At 73.3% G+C, this 20,255-nt stretch carries 21 protein-coding genes; 12 read left to right on the plus strand and 9 right to left on the minus strand.

Annotated elements, in window-relative coordinates; genetic code table 11:
- The first annotated feature begins 30 nt into the window (after positions 1-30).
- Entirely contained in the window at positions 31-309 is a 279-nt protein-coding gene (locus ACQEWB_RS17425) for a chaplin (protein WP_432831896.1), read from the plus strand.
- Positions 310-388: 79 nt separating this feature from the next.
- Here the strand turns inward: ACQEWB_RS17425 and ACQEWB_RS17430 are convergent, their stop codons facing one another.
- The 8 genes from ACQEWB_RS17430 to ACQEWB_RS17465 form a co-directional block, all read right to left on the minus strand.
- On the minus strand, positions 389-1,255 hold the full coding sequence (locus tag ACQEWB_RS17430) for a tyrosinase family protein (RefSeq protein WP_432831897.1): 867 nt from the start codon (positions 1,253-1,255) through the stop codon (positions 389-391).
- Positions 1,239-1,739, minus strand: a complete 501-nt coding sequence (locus tag ACQEWB_RS17435; protein WP_432831898.1) for a tyrosinase cofactor — start codon at positions 1,737-1,739, stop codon at positions 1,239-1,241. The genes ACQEWB_RS17430 and ACQEWB_RS17435 overlap by 17 nt, the downstream gene beginning before the upstream one ends.
- Positions 1,740-1,963: 224 nt before the next feature.
- Positions 1,964-2,476, minus strand: coding sequence for a hypothetical protein (locus tag ACQEWB_RS17440; RefSeq protein WP_432831899.1), 513 nt, complete (start codon positions 2,474-2,476; stop codon positions 1,964-1,966).
- Between the two features lie 103 nt (positions 2,477-2,579).
- On the minus strand, positions 2,580-3,191 hold the full coding sequence (locus tag ACQEWB_RS17445; RefSeq protein WP_432831900.1) for a vitamin K epoxide reductase family protein: 612 nt from the start codon (positions 3,189-3,191) through the stop codon (positions 2,580-2,582).
- Between the two features lie 5 nt (positions 3,192-3,196).
- Positions 3,197-3,694 carry a DUF5949 family protein gene (locus ACQEWB_RS17450; protein WP_432831901.1) on the minus strand — a complete coding sequence of 166 codons (498 nt, stop codon included), beginning with the start codon at positions 3,692-3,694 and terminating at the stop codon, positions 3,197-3,199.
- A 155-nt stretch (positions 3,695-3,849) separates the two neighbouring features.
- A complete protein-coding gene (locus ACQEWB_RS17455) occupies positions 3,850-4,143 on the minus strand; it encodes a hypothetical protein (RefSeq protein ID WP_242758928.1) in 294 nt (97 codons plus the stop codon).
- A gap of 231 nt (positions 4,144-4,374) precedes the next feature.
- Complete coding sequence (locus ACQEWB_RS17460) at positions 4,375-5,184, minus strand: hypothetical protein (RefSeq protein WP_432831902.1); 810 nt, start codon at positions 5,182-5,184, stop codon at positions 4,375-4,377.
- A gap of 189 nt (positions 5,185-5,373) precedes the next feature.
- On the minus strand, positions 5,374-5,613 hold the full coding sequence (locus tag ACQEWB_RS17465; protein ID WP_432831903.1) for a chaplin: 240 nt from the start codon (positions 5,611-5,613) through the stop codon (positions 5,374-5,376).
- A gap of 250 nt (positions 5,614-5,863) precedes the next feature.
- On the opposite strand from ACQEWB_RS17465, the gene ACQEWB_RS17470 reads away from it, so the two are divergent.
- The 9 genes from ACQEWB_RS17470 to ACQEWB_RS17510 are packed head-to-tail and all read left to right on the plus strand — an operon-like array spanning position 5,864 to position 16,259.
- A complete protein-coding gene (locus tag ACQEWB_RS17470) occupies positions 5,864-6,955 on the plus strand; it encodes a DUF3344 domain-containing protein (RefSeq protein WP_432831905.1) in 1,092 nt (363 codons plus the stop codon).
- Between the two features lie 54 nt (positions 6,956-7,009).
- Positions 7,010-8,185, plus strand: coding sequence for a glycosyltransferase (locus tag ACQEWB_RS17475; RefSeq protein WP_432831907.1), 1,176 nt, complete (start codon positions 7,010-7,012; stop codon positions 8,183-8,185).
- Positions 8,182-9,609 carry an exopolysaccharide biosynthesis polyprenyl glycosylphosphotransferase gene (locus ACQEWB_RS17480; protein ID WP_432831909.1) on the plus strand — a complete coding sequence of 476 codons (1,428 nt, stop codon included), beginning with the start codon at positions 8,182-8,184 and terminating at the stop codon, positions 9,607-9,609. Before ACQEWB_RS17475 ends, ACQEWB_RS17480 begins: the two co-directional genes overlap by 4 nt.
- Before the next feature lie 6 nt (positions 9,610-9,615).
- Positions 9,616-10,965 (plus strand): O-antigen ligase family protein, encoded by a 1,350-nt coding sequence (locus ACQEWB_RS17485; protein WP_432831911.1) that lies wholly within the window; start codon positions 9,616-9,618, stop codon positions 10,963-10,965.
- On the plus strand, positions 10,962-12,638 hold the full coding sequence (locus tag ACQEWB_RS17490) for a lipid II flippase MurJ (protein WP_432831913.1): 1,677 nt from the start codon (positions 10,962-10,964) through the stop codon (positions 12,636-12,638). The genes ACQEWB_RS17485 and ACQEWB_RS17490 overlap by 4 nt, the downstream gene beginning before the upstream one ends.
- On the plus strand, positions 12,628-13,380 hold the full coding sequence (locus ACQEWB_RS17495) for a polysaccharide deacetylase family protein (protein WP_432831915.1): 753 nt from the start codon (positions 12,628-12,630) through the stop codon (positions 13,378-13,380). The genes ACQEWB_RS17490 and ACQEWB_RS17495 overlap by 11 nt, the downstream gene beginning before the upstream one ends.
- A 1-nt stretch (position 13,381) precedes the next feature.
- Positions 13,382-14,533: a glycosyltransferase gene (locus ACQEWB_RS17500; protein WP_432831917.1), complete on the plus strand. Its 1,152-nt coding sequence runs from the start codon at positions 13,382-13,384 to the stop codon at positions 14,531-14,533.
- Complete coding sequence (locus tag ACQEWB_RS17505; protein WP_432831919.1) at positions 14,530-15,177, plus strand: lipopolysaccharide biosynthesis protein; 648 nt, start codon at positions 14,530-14,532, stop codon at positions 15,175-15,177. Before ACQEWB_RS17500 ends, ACQEWB_RS17505 begins: the two co-directional genes overlap by 4 nt.
- A complete protein-coding gene (locus ACQEWB_RS17510) occupies positions 15,174-16,259 on the plus strand; it encodes a GNAT family N-acetyltransferase (protein WP_432831921.1) in 1,086 nt (361 codons plus the stop codon). The genes ACQEWB_RS17505 and ACQEWB_RS17510 overlap by 4 nt, the downstream gene beginning before the upstream one ends.
- A gap of 25 nt (positions 16,260-16,284) precedes the next feature.
- On the opposite strand, the gene ACQEWB_RS17515 is transcribed toward ACQEWB_RS17510, so the two are convergent.
- Positions 16,285-17,535: a glycoside hydrolase family 26 protein gene (locus tag ACQEWB_RS17515; RefSeq protein WP_432831922.1), complete on the minus strand. Its 1,251-nt coding sequence runs from the start codon at positions 17,533-17,535 to the stop codon at positions 16,285-16,287.
- A 107-nt stretch (positions 17,536-17,642) separates the two neighbouring features.
- Here ACQEWB_RS17515 and ACQEWB_RS17520 point away from each other — a divergent pair, with 107 nt between their 5' ends.
- The gene (locus tag ACQEWB_RS17520) at positions 17,643-18,932 is read left to right on the plus strand and encodes an ATP-grasp domain-containing protein (protein WP_432831924.1); all 1,290 of its coding nucleotides are present in this window, start codon (positions 17,643-17,645) and stop codon (positions 18,930-18,932) included.
- Positions 18,932-20,224 (plus strand): NAD(P)-binding domain-containing protein, encoded by a 1,293-nt coding sequence (locus tag ACQEWB_RS17525; protein WP_432831926.1) that lies wholly within the window; start codon positions 18,932-18,934, stop codon positions 20,222-20,224. Before ACQEWB_RS17520 ends, ACQEWB_RS17525 begins: the two co-directional genes overlap by 1 nt.
- The last annotated feature ends 31 nt before the right edge of the window (positions 20,225-20,255 follow it).

Consider the following 20,255-nt stretch of genomic DNA (forward strand, 5'->3'; position numbering starts at 1 on the left):
GCGCACTCCCCGAGTCAAAAGGAGAACGTGATGTCTCGCATCGCGAAGGTCGCCGCCGTCGCGCTCGGCACCGGTGCCGTCGTCGTCAGCGGCGCCGGCCTGGCCATGGCGGACGCGGGCGCCCAGGGCGAGGCCGTCGGCTCGCCCGGCGTGCTGTCGGGCAACGTCGTCCAGGTCCCGATCCACATCCCCGTCAACGTCTGCGGTAACACCGTCAGCGTGATCGGCCTGCTGAACCCGGCCTTCGGCAACCACTGCGCCAACGTCAGCGACCACGACAAGCACGGTGGCTACGGGTACGGCAACTGAGCCTTCCCCACCCGAGAAAGAGCCCCGGCACCTCGAGCGCCGGGGCTCTTCCCGTGTACGGAAGCAGAGAACCCGGTGGTCAGGCGTACCGGTAGATCCGGCTCACGTCCTCCAGCGAGTCCGGCGTCACGTCCCACGGCGGCATCTTCTGACGCCGGGCCACGATCCGCTCGTGCTGCTCGTCGCCGGGGCCCGGCGGGTTGGCCGGCAGATAGCGGGCGCCCCCGTGCCGTCGCTGCCAGCGGTACCACTGAAGGTCGATGAAGGCGTGGTGCAGCCAGAAGACGGGGTCGTTGACGGAGGCGCCGCCGAGCATGGCGCCGCCGACCCAGCGGTGCACGCGGTTGTGGTTGCGCCAGGCGACGCTGCCCCGCCCGGTCCCCCACCCCTCGAGCCGGTTGCGGAACCCCCTGGTGACCGTGGAGTCCCAGGGCGAGTAGTCGTAGACCGGCTCGGCCAGCGCCGACTCCAGCTCGTCCTTGGTGGGCAGTGCGATCGGGTCGCGGGCACGTCCGAGGTCCCGGGTGAGGAACTCCCCGTCGGTGATGCCCTCCTTGATGGTCCAGTTGCCGGCCGCGTAGGCGAACGGCCCGGTGGTCACCTGGTGGTCCGAGGAGCGCCCGTTGCCGCCGAGCAGGTCCTTCGTCCAGGGCACGGCCGTCTTCGAACGCTCCCGGGTCCAGTCCCAGTACGGCACGGTCACCGACGGGTCCACCTTGCGCAGCGCCTTCTCCAGCTCCAGCAGGAAGCGCCGGTGCCAGGGCAGGAAGGACGGCGCCATGTGCGCCGTACGCAGACCGTCCTCACCGTCGGAGGTGTAGTACTCGATGTGCATCCGCACGAACTCGTCGTACTGGCCACGCCGTTTGACCTCCAGCATCGCCTTCACGAACCGCCGTTTCTCGGCGCTCGTCAGCGCGCTGACGTCCTTACGCGTGTACGCCATGGTCGCCCCCCATGTGGATGTGTCCCCCCATGTCCATCCGCTCGCCGCTCATCGGCCCCGGCGCCATGTCGCGCAGTTGCTCCCCCGGCCCCATCTCGTCGACGGCCGCGCGTGCCGCCTCCAGGGGCGTCGGATACGAGCGGTAGTGGTCGACCATGCTCAGCCAGGTGCCGTCGGCCCGGCGCATCAGATGCAGCGGGCGCCCGTCCACGGTGACCTGCCACTGCTCGCCGTCGAAGGCGCGGCCGTCCTCGGTGGCGGTCGTCCTGAATCCCTGGATACGGCGGCCGTGGTACGTCTCGTCGAAAGCGACGTCCTCACCGGGGCGCGGCTCGCGGCGCGCGGGCCGGGAGGCGGCGACGACGGGGGCCAGGGCCAGCACGACGGCCGGGGCCAGCAGCCCGCGCAGCACGTCCCGCCGCGTCCCCGGTCTCGTCGCCTCGTGCTCCGCGCCCACCGGCACTCCGCCTGCGCTGACAACCATGGCTTGCTCCTCGTGCGCTCGGGTTCGATCCTCAGCAGCGCTAACCGCCCTCGGGCCCGCACGGTCACCATCGGTCGGCCAAGAGAGGACGAGGAGAAGGGGAGAGGGAGAGAAGAGGCGAGGGAGAGAAGGGGGCGAGGGAGAGAAGGGGAGATGGGACATGACGGCGGGTCCGGACCGTCGCCAGGGCCCGGACCCGCAGAGTTCTTTCCGTCGTACGGCGCCTACAGACCCGGGCCCAGGCCCAGGTTGGCCGCCGGCACCGTCTGGAGCACCGGCGCGAGGACGCCCACCTCGGGGAGCTTCGGCTCCGGGAGGCCGTTGTTGGGGTTGGGCGGGCTCAGGGGAGCGTCCAGGTTCAGGCCGGGGGCGAGGGTGCGCAGGTCGGAGGCAGGGGTGGCGACACCGACGTGGTCGAACTGGTCGCCGAGGATGTGCGGCAGGGGGGCGCGCAGACCCGCGCCGGGCAGCCCGCCGGTGACCGGCAGCTGCGGCAGGACGTGCTCCGGGATGAGGCGGCCCTCGACGTACCGGGGCCCGTCGGGCTTGCCCGGCATCGGCAGCGGGATCTCTCCGCCGATCTTGGGCAGTTCCATGCCGAGGGACTGCTCGGCGCCCTCCAGCGGCACGGGGACGGGCACCGTGCCGACCGCGGCGGCGGGGCTCGCGGCGGCGCCCATGGCGGCCGCGACGCCCGTGATGACGGCGGCGATGGTTCCTCGGGTGGTCGACTTCATCAGGGGTACGGTCCCTTTCGCGTTTTCGGCGGGCTCTGCGTGCGTACCGAGTAACGAGACTGCCGACGCCATCAGTTCAAGATTCCCCCGGGTGCAGCAGTTGTCAGCTTGTCCAGAAGTCCCACCAACGGGTCAGGATCAGCATCCCGACGATCCCGATGTGCAACAGCGGCAGCACCCAGGTGAATTCGCCGAGGAATTCCCTCAACCACCTTGGCGCGGGCAGGAATTGACGTCGTACGGCATACGAGGTCACGTACCAGAACATGAGGATCGTGGCGACCCAGGCCAGACAGCACCACAGGCACAGCGCGTTGATCCGGTACAGCGACTGGAACTGGAGCCAGGACACGAACCCGACGCCGAACAGGCACCCGGCGTCGAGGCCCAGCCAGTACCAGCCGGGGAACGCGGCGCCCGCCAGGAGGCCGACGCCGACGCAGATCACGACGGCGTAGGCGACCAGGCCCAGCATCGGGTTGGGGAACCCGAAGGCCGAGGCCTGGTCGCTCTTCATCACGCTGCCGCAGGAGACGACGGGGTTGAGGCTGCACCCGGGGGTGAAGTTCGGGTCCTCGAGCAGCTTGAACTTGTCGAGGGTGATGACCCAGGAGGCCAGCAGCCCGGCCGCGCCCGTGATCACCAGCAGCAGAGCGAACCCGGCACCGGCGCCCCCGGCGCGCGTCCGCTCCCCGGTGCGCGCTCCCGCGGCCACGACCGTCAGCCGCGGAGTTTGCGCGCCGGCAGGACGACGTGTGCGGCGGCGGTGAGGGTCTCCTCCGCGCCCGCGAAGGCGGCGAACTCCTCCGGGTCGACGGGCTTGCCCGGCTCGGCCTCGGGCCAGGGGCGGGTGGTGAACACCAGGTAGGCGTAGCCGCGTTCGCCGACGGCGGCGAGCCACTCCGGGGGCGGGGTGCACTGGGCGTTGCAGCCCGGCAGGGTGACGACGGCCGTGCCGGCCTCGACGAGCATGCTCACCGGCAGGCTCGGCCGGGCGGCGGCGTCGACGAGTTCCCCGCCGATCGGCAGACCGCTCGTCTTCAGCAGCCCGGCGACGGCGGCCGACGCGGCCTCGGGGCCGGCCGGGGCGTCGCCGAGGGGGTAGGCCAGGAGGTAGGGCATGTCGCCGTCGGGGGCCTCGCCGCTCCACGCCATGACGACGAGAGTGCCCAGGTCGGCGGCGTTGAAGGGGCGGGTTTCACTTGAGGTTGAGGTCACCGCGCGACCTTATCGACGCCTCGGAAGGCGGCCGGGCGCGTTCTCACCCGACCGGGGGATCGCCCCCGCCCTGTCCACACGAACGAGGGACGCGCGTCGAACAACACCGAGGGCCGGTTCCCGACATCCGGAACCGGCCCACGCCGAGCGGGAGTTCAGTGCTGGAGCGGAAGCCCGCCGAGCAGCCCGCCGTTGTTGTTCAGCGCGGCGGTCGCACCCTTGACGGTGCTGAGCAGGGAGTCCTTGTTCTCGGTGTCGAGCGCGTTCGACTGGTGCTGAAGCGGCATCGCCGAGTCGACCGGGTCCAGGTGCCCACTGGTGAGCGTGTTGACAGCGCCGTTGAGGCTGGTGGGCGTCACGTCGGAGGCGTTGTAGGCGAACGCGGGCGCGGCGGCGCCGGCGAGGGCAACGGTACCGGCAACGACGGCGGCAGCCTTCAGGGACTTCATCGCGTTCCTTTCTTCGGCAACTCATGTCACCAGAGGGAATTCTGACGACGTGCCCAACGATTGACGGCCGCACCGGAAACCCCGTGAGCAGAAACTTTCTGCGCCCCCACCCGAATGAACGGTGTGTCTAATCGGCGTTTCCCATCCTCATATGAATGACCCCACGACAAAGGCCGTCGGACCGACCCGGAAAGGATCGGCCCGACGGCCGTACGGAATTCCGCCGCTACGTCATCCGGTGGGCAGCGGGACCGGGAGCGCGGGAGGGGCGACGGGCAGCGCGGGGGCCGCCACCGGGAGGCTCGGCAGGGCGGGCAGGCCGGCCAGGCTCGGGGCCGGCAGGCCGCCGCCGAGGAGGGTGGCGGCGAGGACGTTGACGAGGCCCGTCAACACGCCGGTGACGGCGGGGACGACCTGGGTGACGTCGCCGGAGGTGACCGCCTTCAGCAGCGTGTCGACGGCCTTCTGGAGCGCGGCCAGCGCGTCGCCCTTGAGGTCGGCGGCCGGCGCCTTGGCGTCGTCGCCGCTCCGGGTGAGGGACGGCAGCGTGGGCAGCGCCGGGGTGCTGGGCAGGGCCGGCGTGCTGGGGAGCGCGGGGGTGCTCGGCAGCGCGGGGGTGCTCGGCAGCGCGGGGGTGCTCGGCAGCGCGGGCGTGCTGGGCAGCGCCGGGGTCGCGGGGGTCGCCGGTGTCGCGGCCGTGGCCGGGGTGGCCGGGGCCGCGGCGGTGACCTTGGCGATGGCGTCGGTGACGGCCTTGCCGAGCGAGTCGGCGTCGGCGGCCGGGAGCTGGCCGTTGTCCGCCTTGAGCACCGCGTTGAGCAGGTCGGTGACCGGGGTGAGGACCGTGCCGAGGTCACCCAGGCCCTTCACCTGGGCGAGGAGCGCGTCCGCGCCGGGGACGGGCGCATCGGCCGCGGCCTTGACGCGCTGCTCCCGGACCGGGACGCGGTCGACCGCGACGGCGGCCGGTGCGGCGATCCCGACGAGGAGGGCGGCGCAGAGAGCGGAGGACGCGATACGCCGTGCGGGCAGAGCACGCATGGGTGTTCCTTTCGGTGGTGCGAGGGACCTTGTATCCACCGTGAAAGCGCTCACCATGCCCTGCAACCGAGCGACTACGAGCGGTAGCCCATCCGGGGCAACGCGAACCGGCCGCCCTCCCGTGGCAGGAACCAGGGGAGGACGGCCGGCAAAGGGGTTGCGCGCCTGAGGCGAACGCGTCAGCCGACGTCAGTCGTTGGCGCACTCGTTGCCGAACGCGGGGTTCAGCAGACCGATCACGTTGACGGTGTTGCCGCAGACGTTGACCGGCACGTGGACCGGAACCTGGACGACGTTGCCCGACAGCACGCCCGGGGAGTGGGCGGCAGCGCCGTGCGCGTCGCTGTCGGCGGAGGCGATACCGGCACCGCCGGCGACGGCCACGACGGCAGCGGAGGAAAGGACCAGGCCCTTCGCGATACGCGACATGGAGAGGTGCTCCTTGGGGGTTGACACAAACATCCGGGCGGACGCCCGGCGCTGTGTCAACGCGTGACGCCCGCGTGGGTTGTGCCGCCAATGGGGTGATCCCCCGACATGCTGAGCTTCACCATTCCGACACACTTGCCCGGTTTCTCCGCATTAATACGGATAGCGACTACAGTTGCGCACCTCCCGACCCACCCCTATAGCCAGCCAATCGCATTCATGAATTACCTCTGAAAGGGCAAGGCCGGTCATGCGCATTTCCCCGGGTCCGCTGCTGCGCCGTGCGACGGTGGGCGTTCTTGCCCTGGGAGTGCTGTGCGCTCCGGTGTGTGCCGCCGCCCCGGTCGCTCCCTCCCCCGAGGCCGAGCGCCTGCCGTTCGCCGAGCGCTACCACGCGCTTCAGCACGGCGGGATCGTCCGCGCGGCCAACTCGGCCATCAGCTGCCGCACCGTCACCACCCGCGAGGCCGCCCCGTCCTGCCTCTCCGCCCGTGAGGGCGCGACCGCGGCCAACGGCGACTTCGACATGTTCTACGTCGACGTCGACCGCGACCCCAACACCTACAACTCCTCCCGCGCCGAACTCCGGCTGCCGGAGGGCGCGCAGGTGACGTACGCGCGCCTGTACTGGGGCGGCAACCTGCGGGTGGGCGAGCAGAAGCCGCCGCAGGACGACGGACGGGTGCTGATCGCGGAGCCCGGCGGCGAGTACAAGGCGGTGCTGGCGGACACGGTGGTCGGCCACCGGGTGGCCCAGGGCGCGGACGCCTTCCAGGCCTCGGCGGACGTCACCGAGCTGGTGAAGGCGAGCCGTTCGGGCCTGTACACGGTGGCGCAGGTCAACGTGGCGATGGGCAGGTCGGCCGCCGGGGCGTGGGGCGGCTGGACGCTGGTCGTGGCGTACGAGAACCCGGCCGAGCCCCTGCGCCGACTGGCCCTCTGGGACGGCTTCGACACCCTGGGCGCCGGCCGGCAGTTGTCGCTGCGCGGGGTGCGCATCCCCAAGGGCGCCGGCGGCCGCGCCGGCCTGGTCGCGTACGACGGCGACCGCGGCCGTACGGGCGACTCGCTCACCGTGTCGACCGGCGGCCGGGCCGCCACCGTGCTGACCGACTCCGCCAACCCCGGTGCCGACGTGCTGAATTCCACGATCACCGAGCCCGGCGCGACTCCCGCCCGGCGCGAGCCGGCGTACTCGAACACGCTCGGCTACGACTCCGATGTGTTCGATCTCGGCGGGGCTCTGGGACGCGGTGGTGACCAGCTGGCCGTCCGGCTCGTTTCCCAGCGGGACGCGGCGTGGGCCGGGGCGCTCTTCGTCGCCGTCGACGCACAGCAGTGAGGCGCGTTCCCGCCGGCAGTCCCGAGGCTTACCCGTGAGCGAGGAAACCGCGCAATGCACCAGTCACCACCCGGCCCCCGGCCCCGGGTCCTGCACGTTACCCAGCCGGTGGACGGCGGGGTCGCCCGTGTCGTGACGGACCTGGCGCGGGCCCAGCTCGCGGCCGGCCTGCACGTCACGGTGGCCTGTCCGGAGAGCCCGCTGGCGGCCGGACTGCGGTCGCTGGGCGCCGACGTACGGCACTGGCGGGCGACCCGCTCGCCGGGTCCGACACTCGTTCGAGAGGTACGCCGTCTGGCTCGCGTGGTCGAGGACGTACGGCCCGATCTGGTGCACGCGCACAGCGCGAAGGCGGGGCTGGCCGGGCGGCTGGCGGTGCGCGGGCGGATCCCCACGGTGTTCCAGCCGCACGCCTGGTCGTTCGAGGCGGTCGACGGGGGCATGGCGGCGCTGGCGCTGAAGTGGGAGCGGTGGGGGGCGCGTTGGGCCTCCCGGGTGGTGTGCGTGAGCGAGGCGGAGCGCGCGACCGGCGTGCGCGCCGGTATCGCCGGCCGGTGGGCGGTCGTGCCGAACGGCATCGACCCCGAGCGCTTCCACCCCGCCGCGGTGGACACCGTACGGGCGACACTCCTCCCCGACGTCGATCCGGCGGCGCCCCTGGTGGTGTGCGTCGGGCGGCTGTGCCGGCAGAAGGGGCAGGACGTCCTGCTGGACGCCTGGTACGCCGTGCACGACAAGGTGCCGGACGCCCGTCTCGTGCTGGTCGGCGACGGCCCCGATCTGCCCGAACTCCGCTCCCGCGCCCCGGAGTCGGTGATCCTCGCCGGTGCCGTCCCCGACGCGGCCCCCTGGTACCAGGCCGCCGACCTGGTGGTCCTCCCCTCCCGCTGGGAGGGCATGGCCCTGGCGCCCCTGGAGGCGATGGCCTGCGGCCGCCCGGTGGTGGTGACGGACGTGGACGGGGCGCGCGAGAGCCTGCCGCCGGAGCTCGCGTCGCACTGTCTGGTGCCCCCCGGGGAACCGACGGACCTCGCCTCCGCCGTCGCCGCGCTGCTGCTCGATCCGCTGCTGCGCGAGTCGCTCGGCCATCTGGGGCGCCGTTACGTCCTGTCCACGCACGACGTGCGGCACGCGGCCGAGGCGGTGGCGGGCGTGTACCGCGACCTGCTCGCCGACGCGTCCGCGATGCCCGCCGTGCCCTCCGAGTGCAGGGAGTCCATCCACTCGTGACTGCGGAAAGTACGGTCCCCTCGCCCGGTGGGCAAGCACGGGATCTCGGATTCTCGCCCGTCTCGGTCATGCCCGCGCGCGGCACCACCGCCGGTTTCCGGTTCCCGGCCCGCCGCCCGCCGGCCCGGCCCGCCTCCCCGGTGCCGCTGCTCGCCGCGGACCTGGTCGCCGCGCTGCTCGGCGCCGTCGCCTTCGCGGGCGCCGAGCACCGCCCGCTGCTGCTGGCCCTGCTGGTCGCCGCGTCGATGCTGCTGCGCCCGCATCCGCCGAGACCGGCCCCCGGCGTCCTCGACGAACTCCCCGCCGTCTGCGGCCGGATCGCGGTCGCCTGGATGGCGCTGGCGGCGCTCGTCGCCGCGTACGCCCCCCACCACGCGCTCTCCGCCCACACCCTGGTCGTGGGCTTCCTGCTCCAGTGCACGGCGAGCTGCGCCGGCCGCGGTCTGGCGCACTGGCGCCGCCGCACCGCCCTGCTCAGCCGCCCCCGCACCGCCCTGGTCATCGGCCCGGCGGCGACCGCCCAGCGCGTCTCGGCCGCCGTCCTGCGCCATCCGCGCTGCGGAGTGCTCCCGGTCGGCATCGTGGCCGAACACCCCGACGGCGCCGACGGGCTACCGGTCCTGACGACCGGTCAGGAGGTGCAGCGGGCGCTCATCCAGAACGGCGTACGGGACGTGCTCGCCGTACACCCGTCGGTACGGACCCAGCAGGGGCCGCTGCTGCGGGCGCTCGCCGAGTCGGGGTGCGCGGTGTGGGAGGTCGACGCGGACTCCCCGTCGTACGCGAGCCGGGAGCAGCTCGCCGGGTTCGCCTGCCGGCGGCTCGACATGGGGTACGGGCGCCGGCGCGGCAGCCGCGGCAAGCGGGCGCTGGACATCGCGGTCTCCGGCACGCTGTTGCTGCTGGTCAGCCCGGTGCTGCTGGTGTGCGCGGTGTGGCTGCGGGTCACCGACGGGCCCGGTGTGGTCTTCCGGCAGGAGCGCATCGGCCGGAACGGGCGCCCCTTCACGCTGCTGAAGTTCCGCACCCACCGCCCGGTCGACGAGGTCGAGTCGGCGACCCGCTGGAGCGTGGCCGACGAGCACCGCATGTCGTGGTTCTGCCGCTTCCTGCGCCGCACCTCGCTGGACGAGCTGCTCCAGCTGTGGAACGTCTTCTGGGGCGACATGAGCCTGGTCGGCCCACGGCCCGAACGCCCGTACTTCGTCGGCAAGTTCAGCCAGACCCACCCGGGCTACGCGGCCCGCCACCGGATGCAGACCGGCATCACCGGGCTCGCCCAGATCAACGGGCTGCGCGGCGACACCTCGATCGAGGACCGAGCCCGCTTCGACAACGCCTACATCGACAACTGGTCGCTGTGGCAGGACATCTGCATCCTGCTGCGCACCGCGGCCGCGCTCGTGCGTCCGACGGGGAGCTGACCGCCGATGAGCCAGGCACTGTCCCTGCCCCGGGCGCGCGAGTGGCCCCCGGTCCTCCCGGCGATCGCCGTGATCGTGCTGCTCGGCCTGCCGATCTCGCCCGCCGGGGAGAGCGGCGCGGGCCCGGCCGACGCCGTCTCCGCGCTGGTGGTGCTGTACTGCGCGATCCGGCTGGTACGGGACCGCCGGCGCCCCCTGTCCCGCACGGCCGCGGCCGTCCTGGGCCTGCCGGTGCTGGGTCTGGCGGTCGCCGCGATGGGGGCGTCCTCGCCGGGCGCGGGGATCACCGGCATGGGCCGCTACCTCCAGATCTTCGTCCTCGTCCCCGCGGCCGTCCTCCTCCTGGTCCGCGGCCGCCGCGACTTCCGGCTCCTCGCCTGGTCGTTCGTCGCCCTGGCCGGCTGGCAGGGCGCGATCGGCGTCCACCAGTACGTCACCGGGACCGGCGCCTCGTACCAGGGCGAGGAGATCCGGGCGGTCGGCACCTTCGGGCCGACGGACGTGATGGGCATGGCGACGGTCGTCTCCTTCGGCCTGGTGTGCGCGCTGGGGCTGGCGCTGGGCCGGACTTCCGTAAGGCAGCGGGCGGTTGCCGCCTCCTGCGCGCTGGCCCTGCTCCTCCCCCTCGCCCTCTCCTTCAGCCGCGGGGCGTGGATCGCCACCGCCGCCACCTGCGCCGTGCAGCTGGTGCTGGCGGGGCTGCGGCGGGCGCTGAAGGTGGCGGCGGTCGCGGTCGCGGCGGGCGTGGTGCTGGTGGGGGGCTTCGGGGTCGGTTCGGCGATGCTTCAGGAGCGGATCGACAGCATCACGCAGGTCACGGACGCGCCGGACCAGTCGGTGACCGACCGGTACACCATGTGGGCGGCGGCGGTCGGCATGTGGCGCCAACAGCCGCTCACCGGCGTCGGGTTGAAGGGCTTCCCCGAGTACCGGGACGGACATGCCTCGCTGGCCCTCTCGTCGGGCAGCGACACCGAGGGCGCGGGCGCGGCGTACCGAAAGCAGCCGCTGCTCTCCCCGCACAACATGTACCTCCTCGTCCTCGCCGAACAGGGCTTGATCGGCCTGCTCGCCCTGGCGGGCAGCTGGCTGGTGCTCCTGGCGTGCGGGCTGCGGGGGTTGTGGCGCGCGCGGGGCTCGGGGGCCGGCCTCGACTGCGCGCTGGTCGCGTGCGGGCTGCTGATCTGGCAGCTGATCGACTTCGCCTACGCCGACATCGGCGGGCCGTCAACCGTGCTCACGGCGGTGGTGTTCGGGGTGGTGGCCTGGTGGTCGCTGGTCGGGGCCGACCGGCCGGAGACTCCGGCGGCGACGGTCCCGGTTCCCGAGCCCGCCGAGAAGGCCGTGACGCGATGACGGTGACGCCCTCCCGGACTCCGCGGGCCGGTGCCGAAGGTGCGGCGACCGTACCTCCGGCGCGGGCCCGGACCGACGACGTCACCGGACTCGCCCCCGTCTCCCGCCGCTTCCTCGCCAAGGCCACCCTCGTCACCGCCGTGCTCTCCGTCGCCGGGGCGCTGCTCGGGCTGGTGCGGGACCAGGCGTTGGCCCGGTTGTTCGGGGCCGGGAGTGACACCGATGCCTTTCTGGTCGCCTGGACCGTGCCGGAGTTCGCGGCCACGCTGCTCATCGAGGACGGGCTGGCCTTCGCGCTGATCCCGGCGTTCAGCCTGGCGCTGGCCCGCCGGGCCCAGGGCGCCCCGGGCGACCCCGTCCGGGCCCTGGTCGGCGCCACGCTGCCGCGGCTGTCGCTGGCCTTCGTCGCCGTCGGCGCCCTGCTCGTAGGCATCGCCCCGCAGCTGGTCGAGGCCCTCGCCCCGGGTCTGCCCGACCCCGCGCTCGCCGTCGACTGCACCCGCCTCACGGCGACCTGCGTCCTCAGCTTCGGCCTGGCCGGCTACTGCAGCGCCGCACTCCGCGCCCACCGCCGGTTCCTCGCCCCCGCCGCGATCTACGTCGCCTACAACACCGGCATCATCACCGGGATGTTCGTGCTCGGCGGCCGCTGGGGCGTGCGCTCGGCGGCGGCCGGGGTGGCGGTCGGCGGGTGCCTGATGGTCGTCGTACAACTGCCGTCGTTGTGGCGGCAGTTGCGGGGGCGGGTCACTGCCGAGGACAGCGTGGCGGCTCCTGCCGAGTCCGGGTCCCGCCCCATCGACTTCGCGCTCGTGGCCACCGTCCTCCTCTTCGCGCTCTGCCGGCAGTCGCAGGTCCTCATCGAGCGTTTCCTCGCCTCGCACCTCCCGGCCGGTGCCATCTCGCATCTGAACTACGCGCAGAAGGTCGCCCAGATGCCGATGGTGCTGTCGCTGATGCTGTGCACGGTCACCTTCCCGGTGGTGGCCCGGGCGCTGGCCGAGGGCGACACCGAGACGGCCCGCACCCGGGTGGAGCGGGATCTCGCGCTGGCCGCCTGTGTGGTGCTGCTCGGTGCGGCCACGGTGATCGCCTGTGCCCCGCAGATCGTCGAACTCCTCTTCCAGCGGGGCGCGTTCACCGCGAGGGACACGGCGGCGACGGCGGGCGTGATGCGGGTGTACGCCCTCGGGCTGCTCGGCCAGACGCTGGTCGGGGTGCTCGTCCGGTCGTACTTCTCGGCGGGGCGGCCGACCTGGTACCCGGTCGGCGCGATGGCCGCCGGCATCGTCGTGACCTCCTGGATCGGCGCCCTGACCGTGCACTCCTGGGGCGTCGACGGCATCGCTGTCGCCAACGCCACCGGCATCACCGTCACCGCCGTCCTGCTGCTGGCCGGCCTGGGCCCCAGGAGCGTCCCGATCCGCACCCGCCGGGTGCTGGCGGAGCTGTCCAAGCCGGTGCGCGCCGCGGTGGTCGCGACGGTCGCCGGGGCGTTCGTCGCACACGCGACCGCCCTGCGGACCGAGTCCCCCCTGCCCGCCTTGGCGGCCGGCGCGGCCACCGTCCTCACCGTCTTCGTCCTGCTCGGCGTGGCTCTGCGCGCCGAGGGTTTCACTCCCGCACTCCGTTCCGTACGCACCGTCACACGAAGGCTCTCGCATGGCCGTTGACTCCGTAGACACCGGCAGACGTCTCGCCCCGGGCCCCGTCCCGTGGGTGGCGATGTACCACTCCGTGGGGGACTGCTCCGACGACCCGTACCGCATCACGGTCACGCCCGAGCGGCTGGAGAAGCAGCTGCGCTGGCTGCGCCGGCGGCGGCTGCGGGGCGTCTCCATGGCCGAGCTGCTCGCCGCCCGGGCCCGTGGCGAGGGGCGGGACCTGGTCGCGCTCACCTTCGACGACGGGTACGCCGACTTCGTCGACAACGCCCTGCCGCTGCTCCGGCACTACGGCCACGGCGCCACCCTCTTCGTCCTGCCGGGCCGGCTCGGCGGCGACAACGCCTGGGACCCGCAGGGCCCGCGCAAGCCGCTGCTCACCGCCGACGGCATCCGGCACGCGGCCACCGAGGGCATCGAGATCGGCTCGCACGGCCTCACCCACCTGGACCTGACGAAGGCGGACGACGCGACGCTGGAGGCCGAGGTCTACGAAAGCCGGGCCGTACTGGAGGAGTTGACGGGCGCTCAGGTCGCCGGGTTCTGCTACCCGTACGGCACGATCGACGAGCGTGCGGTGGACGCCGTCCGGGACGCCGGTTACGCCTACGCCTGCGCCATCGACCCCGGCCCCCTCAACGGCCCGCACGCCCTCCCCCGCGTGCACATCGGCCAGAACGACCACGCCGGACGCCTCTTCCTCAAGCACCGGCTGCACCGGCTGCGCCGGCGCCCCGTCGAGGGGGTCTGAGGTGCGCGCCCTGCACGTCATCACCGGCCTCGGCGTCGGCGGCGCCGAGCAGCAACTCCGGTTGCTGCTGCGGCACTTGCCGGTCGAGGCGGACGTCGTGACGCTCACCAACCCGGGCGCGGTCGCCGACGGCCTGGTCGCCGACGGCGTCCGGGTCGTGCACCTCGGCATGGCCGGCAACCGCGACCTGGCCGCCCTGCCCCGCCTGACCCGCCTCATCCGCACCGGCGGCTACGACCTCGTGCACACCCACCTCTACCGCGCCTGTGTCTACGGCCGCCTCGCCGCGCGTCTCGCGGGCGTCCGCGCGATCGTCGCCACCGAACACTCCCTGGGCGACTCCCAGATGGAGGGCCGCAGGCTCTCGCGCGGGGTGCGCTCGCTGTATCTCGCCAGCGAGCGCCTGGGCCGCTCCACCGTCGCCGTCTCCCCCACGGTCGCCGACCGGCTCCGCCGCTGGGGCGTTCCGGCCCCCCGGATCGAGGTCGTCCCGAACGGCATCGACCTGACCCGCTTCGGCTTCGACCCGGTCCGCCGCCACCGGACCCGCCGCCGGCTCGGGCTGCCCGAAGACGCGTACGTCATCGGCGCCGTCGGACGCCTGGCACCCGGCAAGCGCTTCGACGTCCTCATCCACGCCCTCGCCGGGCTCCCGGACGATCACTGGCTGTTGCTGGTCGGCGGCGGCCCTGAGGAGAACCTCCTGCGCCGCACCGCCCACGAGGCCGGCGTCGCCGACCGGGTGCTCTTCGCGGGCGAACGCCCCTACGTCCCGGACGGCACCCCCGGACCCGACCTGCCCTCCCTCGCCGCCGCGATGGACCTGCTCGCCTCGCCCTCCCCCGAGGAGGCCTTCGGCCTGGCGATCGTCGAGGCGCTGGCCGCCGGACTGCCCGTGCTCTACACCTCCTGCCCGGCGATCGAGGACCTGCCCGCGCACGCGGCCCGTACCGCCCGCCAAGTCACCGGCGGGGCAGCGGAGTTCGCCGCGGCCATCGCCGCGTCCCGCGCACACGAGCCGGGCCCGCGGACCGTCCCCGACGCGGCCCGCCACTACTGCATCACCCGCAGCGCCGCCCAGCTCATGGGCGTGTACACGGCCGCGGTGTCCCCTTCGTCGTCCCCGTCACTCCAGGGAGCCAGTTCCTCATGACCGAGAACCCCACCGCATCGCGCCGCCCGGCCGCCCTCGCCCGCACCCTGCCGCCCTGGACCCTGCTCGCGGCCGGCGTCCTCGCCGGCGGCCTGCTCGGCGGCGGCTACGGCATCGCGAAGCCGGCCACCTACACGGCCACCAGTTACGTCGTCGCCGTACCGACCGCGAAGTCCGACCCGGCGTCCGCGCTGGGCTTCGCGCAGGCATACGGCCGGGTCGCCACCCAGCTCGCGGTGCTCGGGGACGCTCAGGTGTGGGCCGGGGTTCCGGTGAAGACGCTCCAGTCGAGCGTGCAGACGGCGACCTCGCCGGACGCGCCGATGGTCGCGATCACCGCCACCTCCGCCCGCCCCGACCTGGCCGCCGACATGGCCAACGCCGTCTCCCGTGCCCTGACCCGGCACGCGAACGACACCAAGGACGACACCCACGTCGAGCTCCAGAGCTTCGCCCGCGCCACCAAGCCGACCGCTCCCTCATCGGCCTCCCCGGCGGTGACCGGTCTGGTGGGCGCGAGCGCGGGCGGGCTGCTCGGCGGGCTTGTGCTGCTGGTCCGGCCCCGGCGCACGACCGGCGGGACCGCGCGCCCGGCCCCGGTGCCGGGACCGGCCGTCGCCGCCGAAGCCCACGGCCAGCTGTGACGTACACGACCGAACTCGTCACCGACGAGACCGCCTTCGCCGGACTCGGCCCCGACTGGGCCCGCCTGCAAGGCAGTTGCGCCACCGCGACCCCGTTCCAGAGCCACGCCTGGCTGCACTCCTGGTGGCTCTCGTACGGCAGTCCCGGCCGGCTGCGCCTGGTCCTGGTGCGGGAGGACGGTGAACTCGTAGGCGCCGCACCGCTGATGCTCGTACGGCGTCCGGTGCCCGCGCTGGTACCGCTCGGCGGGGCGATCTCCGACTACGGGGACGTCCTGCTGGACGACGGGCGCGGCGAGCCGGCCGTCGCCGCGCTCACCGAGGGACTCGCGGCCTGCGCCCGCACCGCCCTCGTCGACCTGCGCGAGGTGCGGCCGGGCGGGGCGGCCGAGCGGGTCTACGACCGCTGGCGCGGGCCGCGCCGCCGGGTGGCCGACTCGACCTGCCTGGAGCTGCCCGCCGTACCGATGGACGAACTGGTCGCCCGCCTGCCCTCGGCGAAGGCCCAGCGGGTGCGCGCCAAGCTCCGCAAGCTCTCCGCGCTCGGCGTCGAGCGGCACGTGGTCGAGCCCGACGAGGTGGACAAGGCGCTGCGCCGGCTGCTGGAACTCCACCAACTCCAGTGGCAGGGACGGAAGGTGACGTCCGAGCACCTGCGGGAGCGGTTCGGCACGCACCTGGTGCGGGCGGTCGGGCCGATGGTCGCCGCCGGGGACGCGGTGGTCACCGAATTCCGGCTCGACGAGGACGTGGTGGCCGTCGACCTGACGCTGCTGTCGCGGTGCCTGGCGGGCGGTTATCTGTACGGCGCCCATCCGTGTCTGCGCGAACGCAAGGCGGACGTGGCGGTGATGCTGCTCGACGCGTGCACCCGGCATGCGCGCGGCACGCTGAGCCTGCTGCGCGGGAACGAGCCGTACAAACACCACTGGCGGCCCGAACCCGTCGTGAACCAGCGGCTGTTGCTGGCCCGGCGCCGCACCGCCCCGCTGCTGGCGGCGGCCGTCTGTGACGTGGCCGCCCGCGGGCGGGGCAAGCAGCTCGTGCGGAAGTGGAGGGAGCGCGGTGGCGGCGGACCGTGATCCGGCCGCCGCCACCGCGCCGGGCTCACCGGCTGCGCGACCACCAGTCGAAGCGCAGGCACAGCTTCCCGCCGAGCCAGTACTCGACCCAGTCACCGAGGTCGATCGGCGAGCAGTTGGGCGGGTGCACGGGCGTCGGGGTCGGCGTCGGAGTGGGCGTCGGCTTGGTCGGCTCCGGAGTCGGGGGCAGGGTCGGAGTCGGGGTCGGGTCGTCTGTGCGGCCGAAGAGGACCGAACGGTAGACCGCGGACGACTTCGGGTTGGCCCCGCACTGCCACACACCGTGCGGGCAGTAGTCGGTGAGCGTGTTGTAGAGCGGTTTGTGCTCGTCCATCCAGGCGAGCATCCGCTTCATGTATTCGGCGTTGTCGCCGTTGCGGAAGAGTCCCCATTCGGGATAGGAAATGGGCTTGCCGTGGGTTTTGGCGAAGTCCACGTGTTCCTGGAGTCCGTAGGGCTCTTTCACCTGCTGATCGAACGTCAGCCCGGACGGCTGGTCGTACGAATCCATGCCGATGATGTCGACCGTGTCGTCACCCGGATAACACTGCGTCCAGGGAACGGCGTCCCGGCCGCGGGTCGGCGTGAAGTCGAACCGGAATTTCTGGCCCGGCACCGAACGCATGGTGGTGACGATCCTGTTCCAGTACTTCTTCCAGGCCTCCGGGTCCGGCCCGCAGCGAGAGGTGTACGTGGTGCCGTTCATCTCCCAGCCGAGCACGATCACCGTGTCCGGCACCTTCAGTTCGACCAGCCGCTCGGCCAGGGCCTTGAAGTGCTGATCGAACGCGCCGGCCGCGCCCTGCCGGAGCAGCGAGCGCACCCGGAAGTCGGAGACGCCGTCCTCGTTGCGGTCCAGCATCGGCACGTTCAGGACGAGCATCCGGTCGGCCTTCTCGGTCCGCCAGTCCGCCCACACGTTGAGGATGCCCGGGGGCCCCTCGATGTCGGTCCAGCTGTTGCCGGGCAGATAGGTGTGCCCGACGCGCAGTTCGGCGCCGCCCAGCCAGGCGCTCAGCGCGGGCATGCTCGCCACGCCCCGCCCGTCGGAGTTGAGGAAGGCCCCGAAGGCCGGAGTGTCCTGCTTCGGCGGGACGGGAGTCGGCTGCGCGGGGACCGCGGGCGCGGGAGTCGTGGGCGTCGGAGCGGGCGGGTCGGCGACCCGCACCACCCCCGAGGCGAACCCCGTACCCGAGGCCAGTACGGCGGACGCGGCGACGGTCGCCGCGACGACGGCCAGCCGACGGGACCGAGGACGTCGTTTCTTTCGGTCCATGCCCGCTCCTTTCTGAGATCCGGTTACTGAGATCCGGTTACTGACACTCAGTCATATGAACAGGAATTACGCCACCGCCGTTACGGCCAACGAGTGAGAAGAAATTGATGACCGTGTCGCTGTTTGACATCCGGGTTCCCGCAGTTCTGCTGCGGATCGACCGGAATCCCTTTCACCACGGCACGCTCGGCGCCGTGCGCTCGCTCGGCAGAGCGGGGGTCGACGTGCATGTGGTCGCCGATTCCACGGGAAGTCCCGTTTCCCGGTCCCGATTTGTACGCCAGATGCATCCCCCGCCGCCACCCGGTTCATCCGCGCACGAGATCGCCGTATCGCTGCGAAGGGTCGCCGCCCGGATCTCCCGCCCCGCCGTACTGATCCCGATGGACGACGCGAGCGCCGTCGCGGTGGGCCGGCTGCGCGAGGAACTCGCCCCTGCCTATCTGCTGCCCGCGATGCCGACCGCGCTGCCCGAGCACGTCGCCGACAAGGCGGAGCTGGCCGACCTGTGCGCGGCCCTGGACGTCCCGCACCCGCCGACGCTGGTCCCGGACAGCCCCGCCCAGGCCGCGAGCGCCGCCTGGCGGCTCGGTCTGCCGGTGGTGGCGAAGTGGAGCCGCCCCTGGCTGGTGCCGACCGGGACCGGCCTGCGCAGCACGGTCGTGGTGCGCTCGGCGCAGGAGGCGCGCGAGCTGTACCGGCGGACCGAGGAGGCGGGCAGCCGACTGCTGCTGCAGGCGTTCCTGCCGCCGGGCCCCGAGCGCGACTGGTTCTTCCACGGTTACGTCGACCGGGCGGGCGCCGTCCGCGGCGGCGGACCCGGCGTCAAGCTGCGGTCCTGGCCGCGCGGCGCGGGCCTGACGGCGGTGGGCCGCTGGGCGACCAACGCCCAGGTCACCGCCCTCGCCGAGCGCCTCACCGCCGAGCTGGGCTACCGCGGCATCCTCGACCTCGACTTCCGCCGCTGCGGCTCCACCGGCCGCTACCACCTCCTCGACTTCAACCCGCGCCCCGGCGCCCAGTTCCGCCTCTTCGCCGACGGCTCCGGCCTGGACGTCGTACGCGCGCAGCACCTGGACCTGACCCACCGTCCGCTGCCGGTCTCGGCGCCGCTGCCCGACCGCGAGTTCGTCGTGGAGAACTACGCGCCCCTGGCCGCCCTGCGCCCCTCCCCCGCGGGCCGCGAGCTCGCCTGGCGAGCCCCCGACGACCGCGCCCCCGGCCGCGCCCTGTGGACCTTGTGGGCGCGCCACGTCTCCGGCCGCCTCCTGGACCGCCTGCGCGGCCCGCGCCCGGACTCCACCGGCCGGCCCCGTCCGCACGTGGTGCACCAGGCACCCCCCGTCTCCCCCTCCCTCACCGACCTGTCCGACGACGAGAAAGCGAGCAGTTGCTGATGTACGACCTGCTGGTGGTGGGCGCGGGCCCGTACGGCCTGTCCATCGCGTCCCACGCCGCGGCCGCCGGGCTGCGTCTGCGTGTCTTCGGGCGGCCCATGGCCTCCTGGCGCGACCACATGCCCCGGGGCATGTTCCTGAAGTCGGAGCCGTGGGCCTCCAACCTCTCGGACCCGGGCGGCCGGCTGCGGCTGGACGTCTACTGCGAGGGCCGGGGCGTGACCGCCCGGCACGGTGAGCCGATCCCGGTGGAGATGTTCGCCGAGTACGGGCTGTGGTTCGCCCGCCATGCCGTCCCGGAGGTCGACGAGCGCACGGTGACCCGGGTGGCGTCCTGCCCCGGCGGGTTCGAGGCGGTCACGGACGACGGCGAGGTGCTGCACGCCCGTTCGGTCGCGCTGGCGGTGGGGGTGATGCCGTTCGTCGAGATCCCCGCGGCCCTGCGCGGCCTGGACTCCGCCCTGGTCTCGCACAGCAGCCACCACAGCGACCTGATGGGCTTCCACGGCAAGGACGTCACGGTGATCGGCGGTGGTCAGGCGGCCCTGGAGACGGCGGCCCTGCTCGCCGAACAGGGCACCCGGGTACGGGTGTTGGCCCGCGCCGACCGCCTGGTCTGGAACGATGTGCCGCCGCCGTGGGAACGCCCGTGGTGGAAGTCGGCCCGCTCCCCGCACAGCGGCCTGGGCCCCGGCTGGCGCAACTGGTTCTACTCGGAACGCCCCGGCCTCTTCCGCCGCCTCCCCGAACCGACCCGCGCCCGCATCGCGGCGAACGCACTCGGCCCGGCGGGCGCCTGGTGGGTACGGGACCGGGTGGAGCCGGCCGTCGAGGTCCTCCTCGACCACGAGGTCACGGCGGCGCGTGCGGTGCCGGCAGGTGTACGTCTGGAGACGAGGGGCCGCTCGGCGGGGTCCGGCCGCCGGGTCCGGCCCCTGGAGACGGAACACGTCATCGCCGCCACGGGCTTCACGGCGGCCTGCGACCGCCTGGACCTGCTCTCCCCCGACCTGCGCGCCACGCTGGGCACGGTGGCGGACGGTTCACCGGAGGTCGGGCGGGACTTCGAGTCGACGTACCCCGGTTTGTTCATGGCGGGCCTGGTGACGGCCGCGGGCTACGGCCCGGCGATGCGCTTCGTGCACGGGGCGACTTATACGGCGGGGGCGCTGGTGAGGGGCGTACGACGGCATCTGCGGTCGGCGCCGCGCGGTGGCCTGATCGGCCGTCAGTCCGTCGGCGGTCGTACGGCGGGGGCGGCGCCGGTCCCCATGCGGGGCGGGACCCTGTAGAACCGGCGCGGGTGCCGGACATGAAACCGTC

It is taken from the genome of Streptomyces sp. CA-249302, from assembly GCF_050936785.1.
Lineage (GTDB): Bacteria > Actinomycetota > Actinomycetes > Streptomycetales > Streptomycetaceae > Streptomyces.

What these genes read in the sequence shown, in the direction of transcription:
- ACQEWB_RS17520 (WP_432831924.1), top strand. Translation starts at nt 17,643, where the DNA reads ATGACCGTGTCGCTGTTTGACATCCGGGTTCCCGCAGTTCTGCTGCGG.
- ACQEWB_RS17460 (WP_432831902.1), bottom strand. Translation starts at nt 5,184, where the DNA reads ATGCGTGCTCTGCCCGCACGGCGTATCGCGTCCTCCGCTCTCTGCGCC.
- ACQEWB_RS17470 (WP_432831905.1), top strand. Translation starts at nt 5,864, where the DNA reads ATGCGCATTTCCCCGGGTCCGCTGCTGCGCCGTGCGACGGTGGGCGTT.
- ACQEWB_RS17490 (WP_432831913.1), top strand. Translation starts at nt 10,962, where the DNA reads ATGACGGTGACGCCCTCCCGGACTCCGCGGGCCGGTGCCGAAGGTGCG.
- ACQEWB_RS17430 (WP_432831897.1), bottom strand. Translation starts at nt 1,255, where the DNA reads ATGGCGTACACGCGTAAGGACGTCAGCGCGCTGACGAGCGCCGAGAAA.
- ACQEWB_RS17505 (WP_432831919.1), top strand. Translation starts at nt 14,530, where the DNA reads ATGACCGAGAACCCCACCGCATCGCGCCGCCCGGCCGCCCTCGCCCGC.
- ACQEWB_RS17495 (WP_432831915.1), top strand. Translation starts at nt 12,628, where the DNA reads ATGGCCGTTGACTCCGTAGACACCGGCAGACGTCTCGCCCCGGGCCCC.
- ACQEWB_RS17525 (WP_432831926.1), top strand. Translation starts at nt 18,932, where the DNA reads ATGTACGACCTGCTGGTGGTGGGCGCGGGCCCGTACGGCCTGTCCATC.
- ACQEWB_RS17435 (WP_432831898.1), bottom strand. Translation starts at nt 1,739, where the DNA reads ATGGTTGTCAGCGCAGGCGGAGTGCCGGTGGGCGCGGAGCACGAGGCG.
- ACQEWB_RS17515 (WP_432831922.1), bottom strand. Translation starts at nt 17,535, where the DNA reads ATGGACCGAAAGAAACGACGTCCTCGGTCCCGTCGGCTGGCCGTCGTC.
- ACQEWB_RS17465 (WP_432831903.1), bottom strand. Translation starts at nt 5,613, where the DNA reads ATGTCGCGTATCGCGAAGGGCCTGGTCCTTTCCTCCGCTGCCGTCGTG.
- ACQEWB_RS17425 (WP_432831896.1), top strand. Translation starts at nt 31, where the DNA reads ATGTCTCGCATCGCGAAGGTCGCCGCCGTCGCGCTCGGCACCGGTGCC.
- ACQEWB_RS17475 (WP_432831907.1), top strand. Translation starts at nt 7,010, where the DNA reads ATGCACCAGTCACCACCCGGCCCCCGGCCCCGGGTCCTGCACGTTACC.
- ACQEWB_RS17455 (WP_242758928.1), bottom strand. Translation starts at nt 4,143, where the DNA reads ATGAAGTCCCTGAAGGCTGCCGCCGTCGTTGCCGGTACCGTTGCCCTC.
- ACQEWB_RS17440 (WP_432831899.1), bottom strand. Translation starts at nt 2,476, where the DNA reads ATGAAGTCGACCACCCGAGGAACCATCGCCGCCGTCATCACGGGCGTC.
- ACQEWB_RS17485 (WP_432831911.1), top strand. Translation starts at nt 9,616, where the DNA reads ATGAGCCAGGCACTGTCCCTGCCCCGGGCGCGCGAGTGGCCCCCGGTC.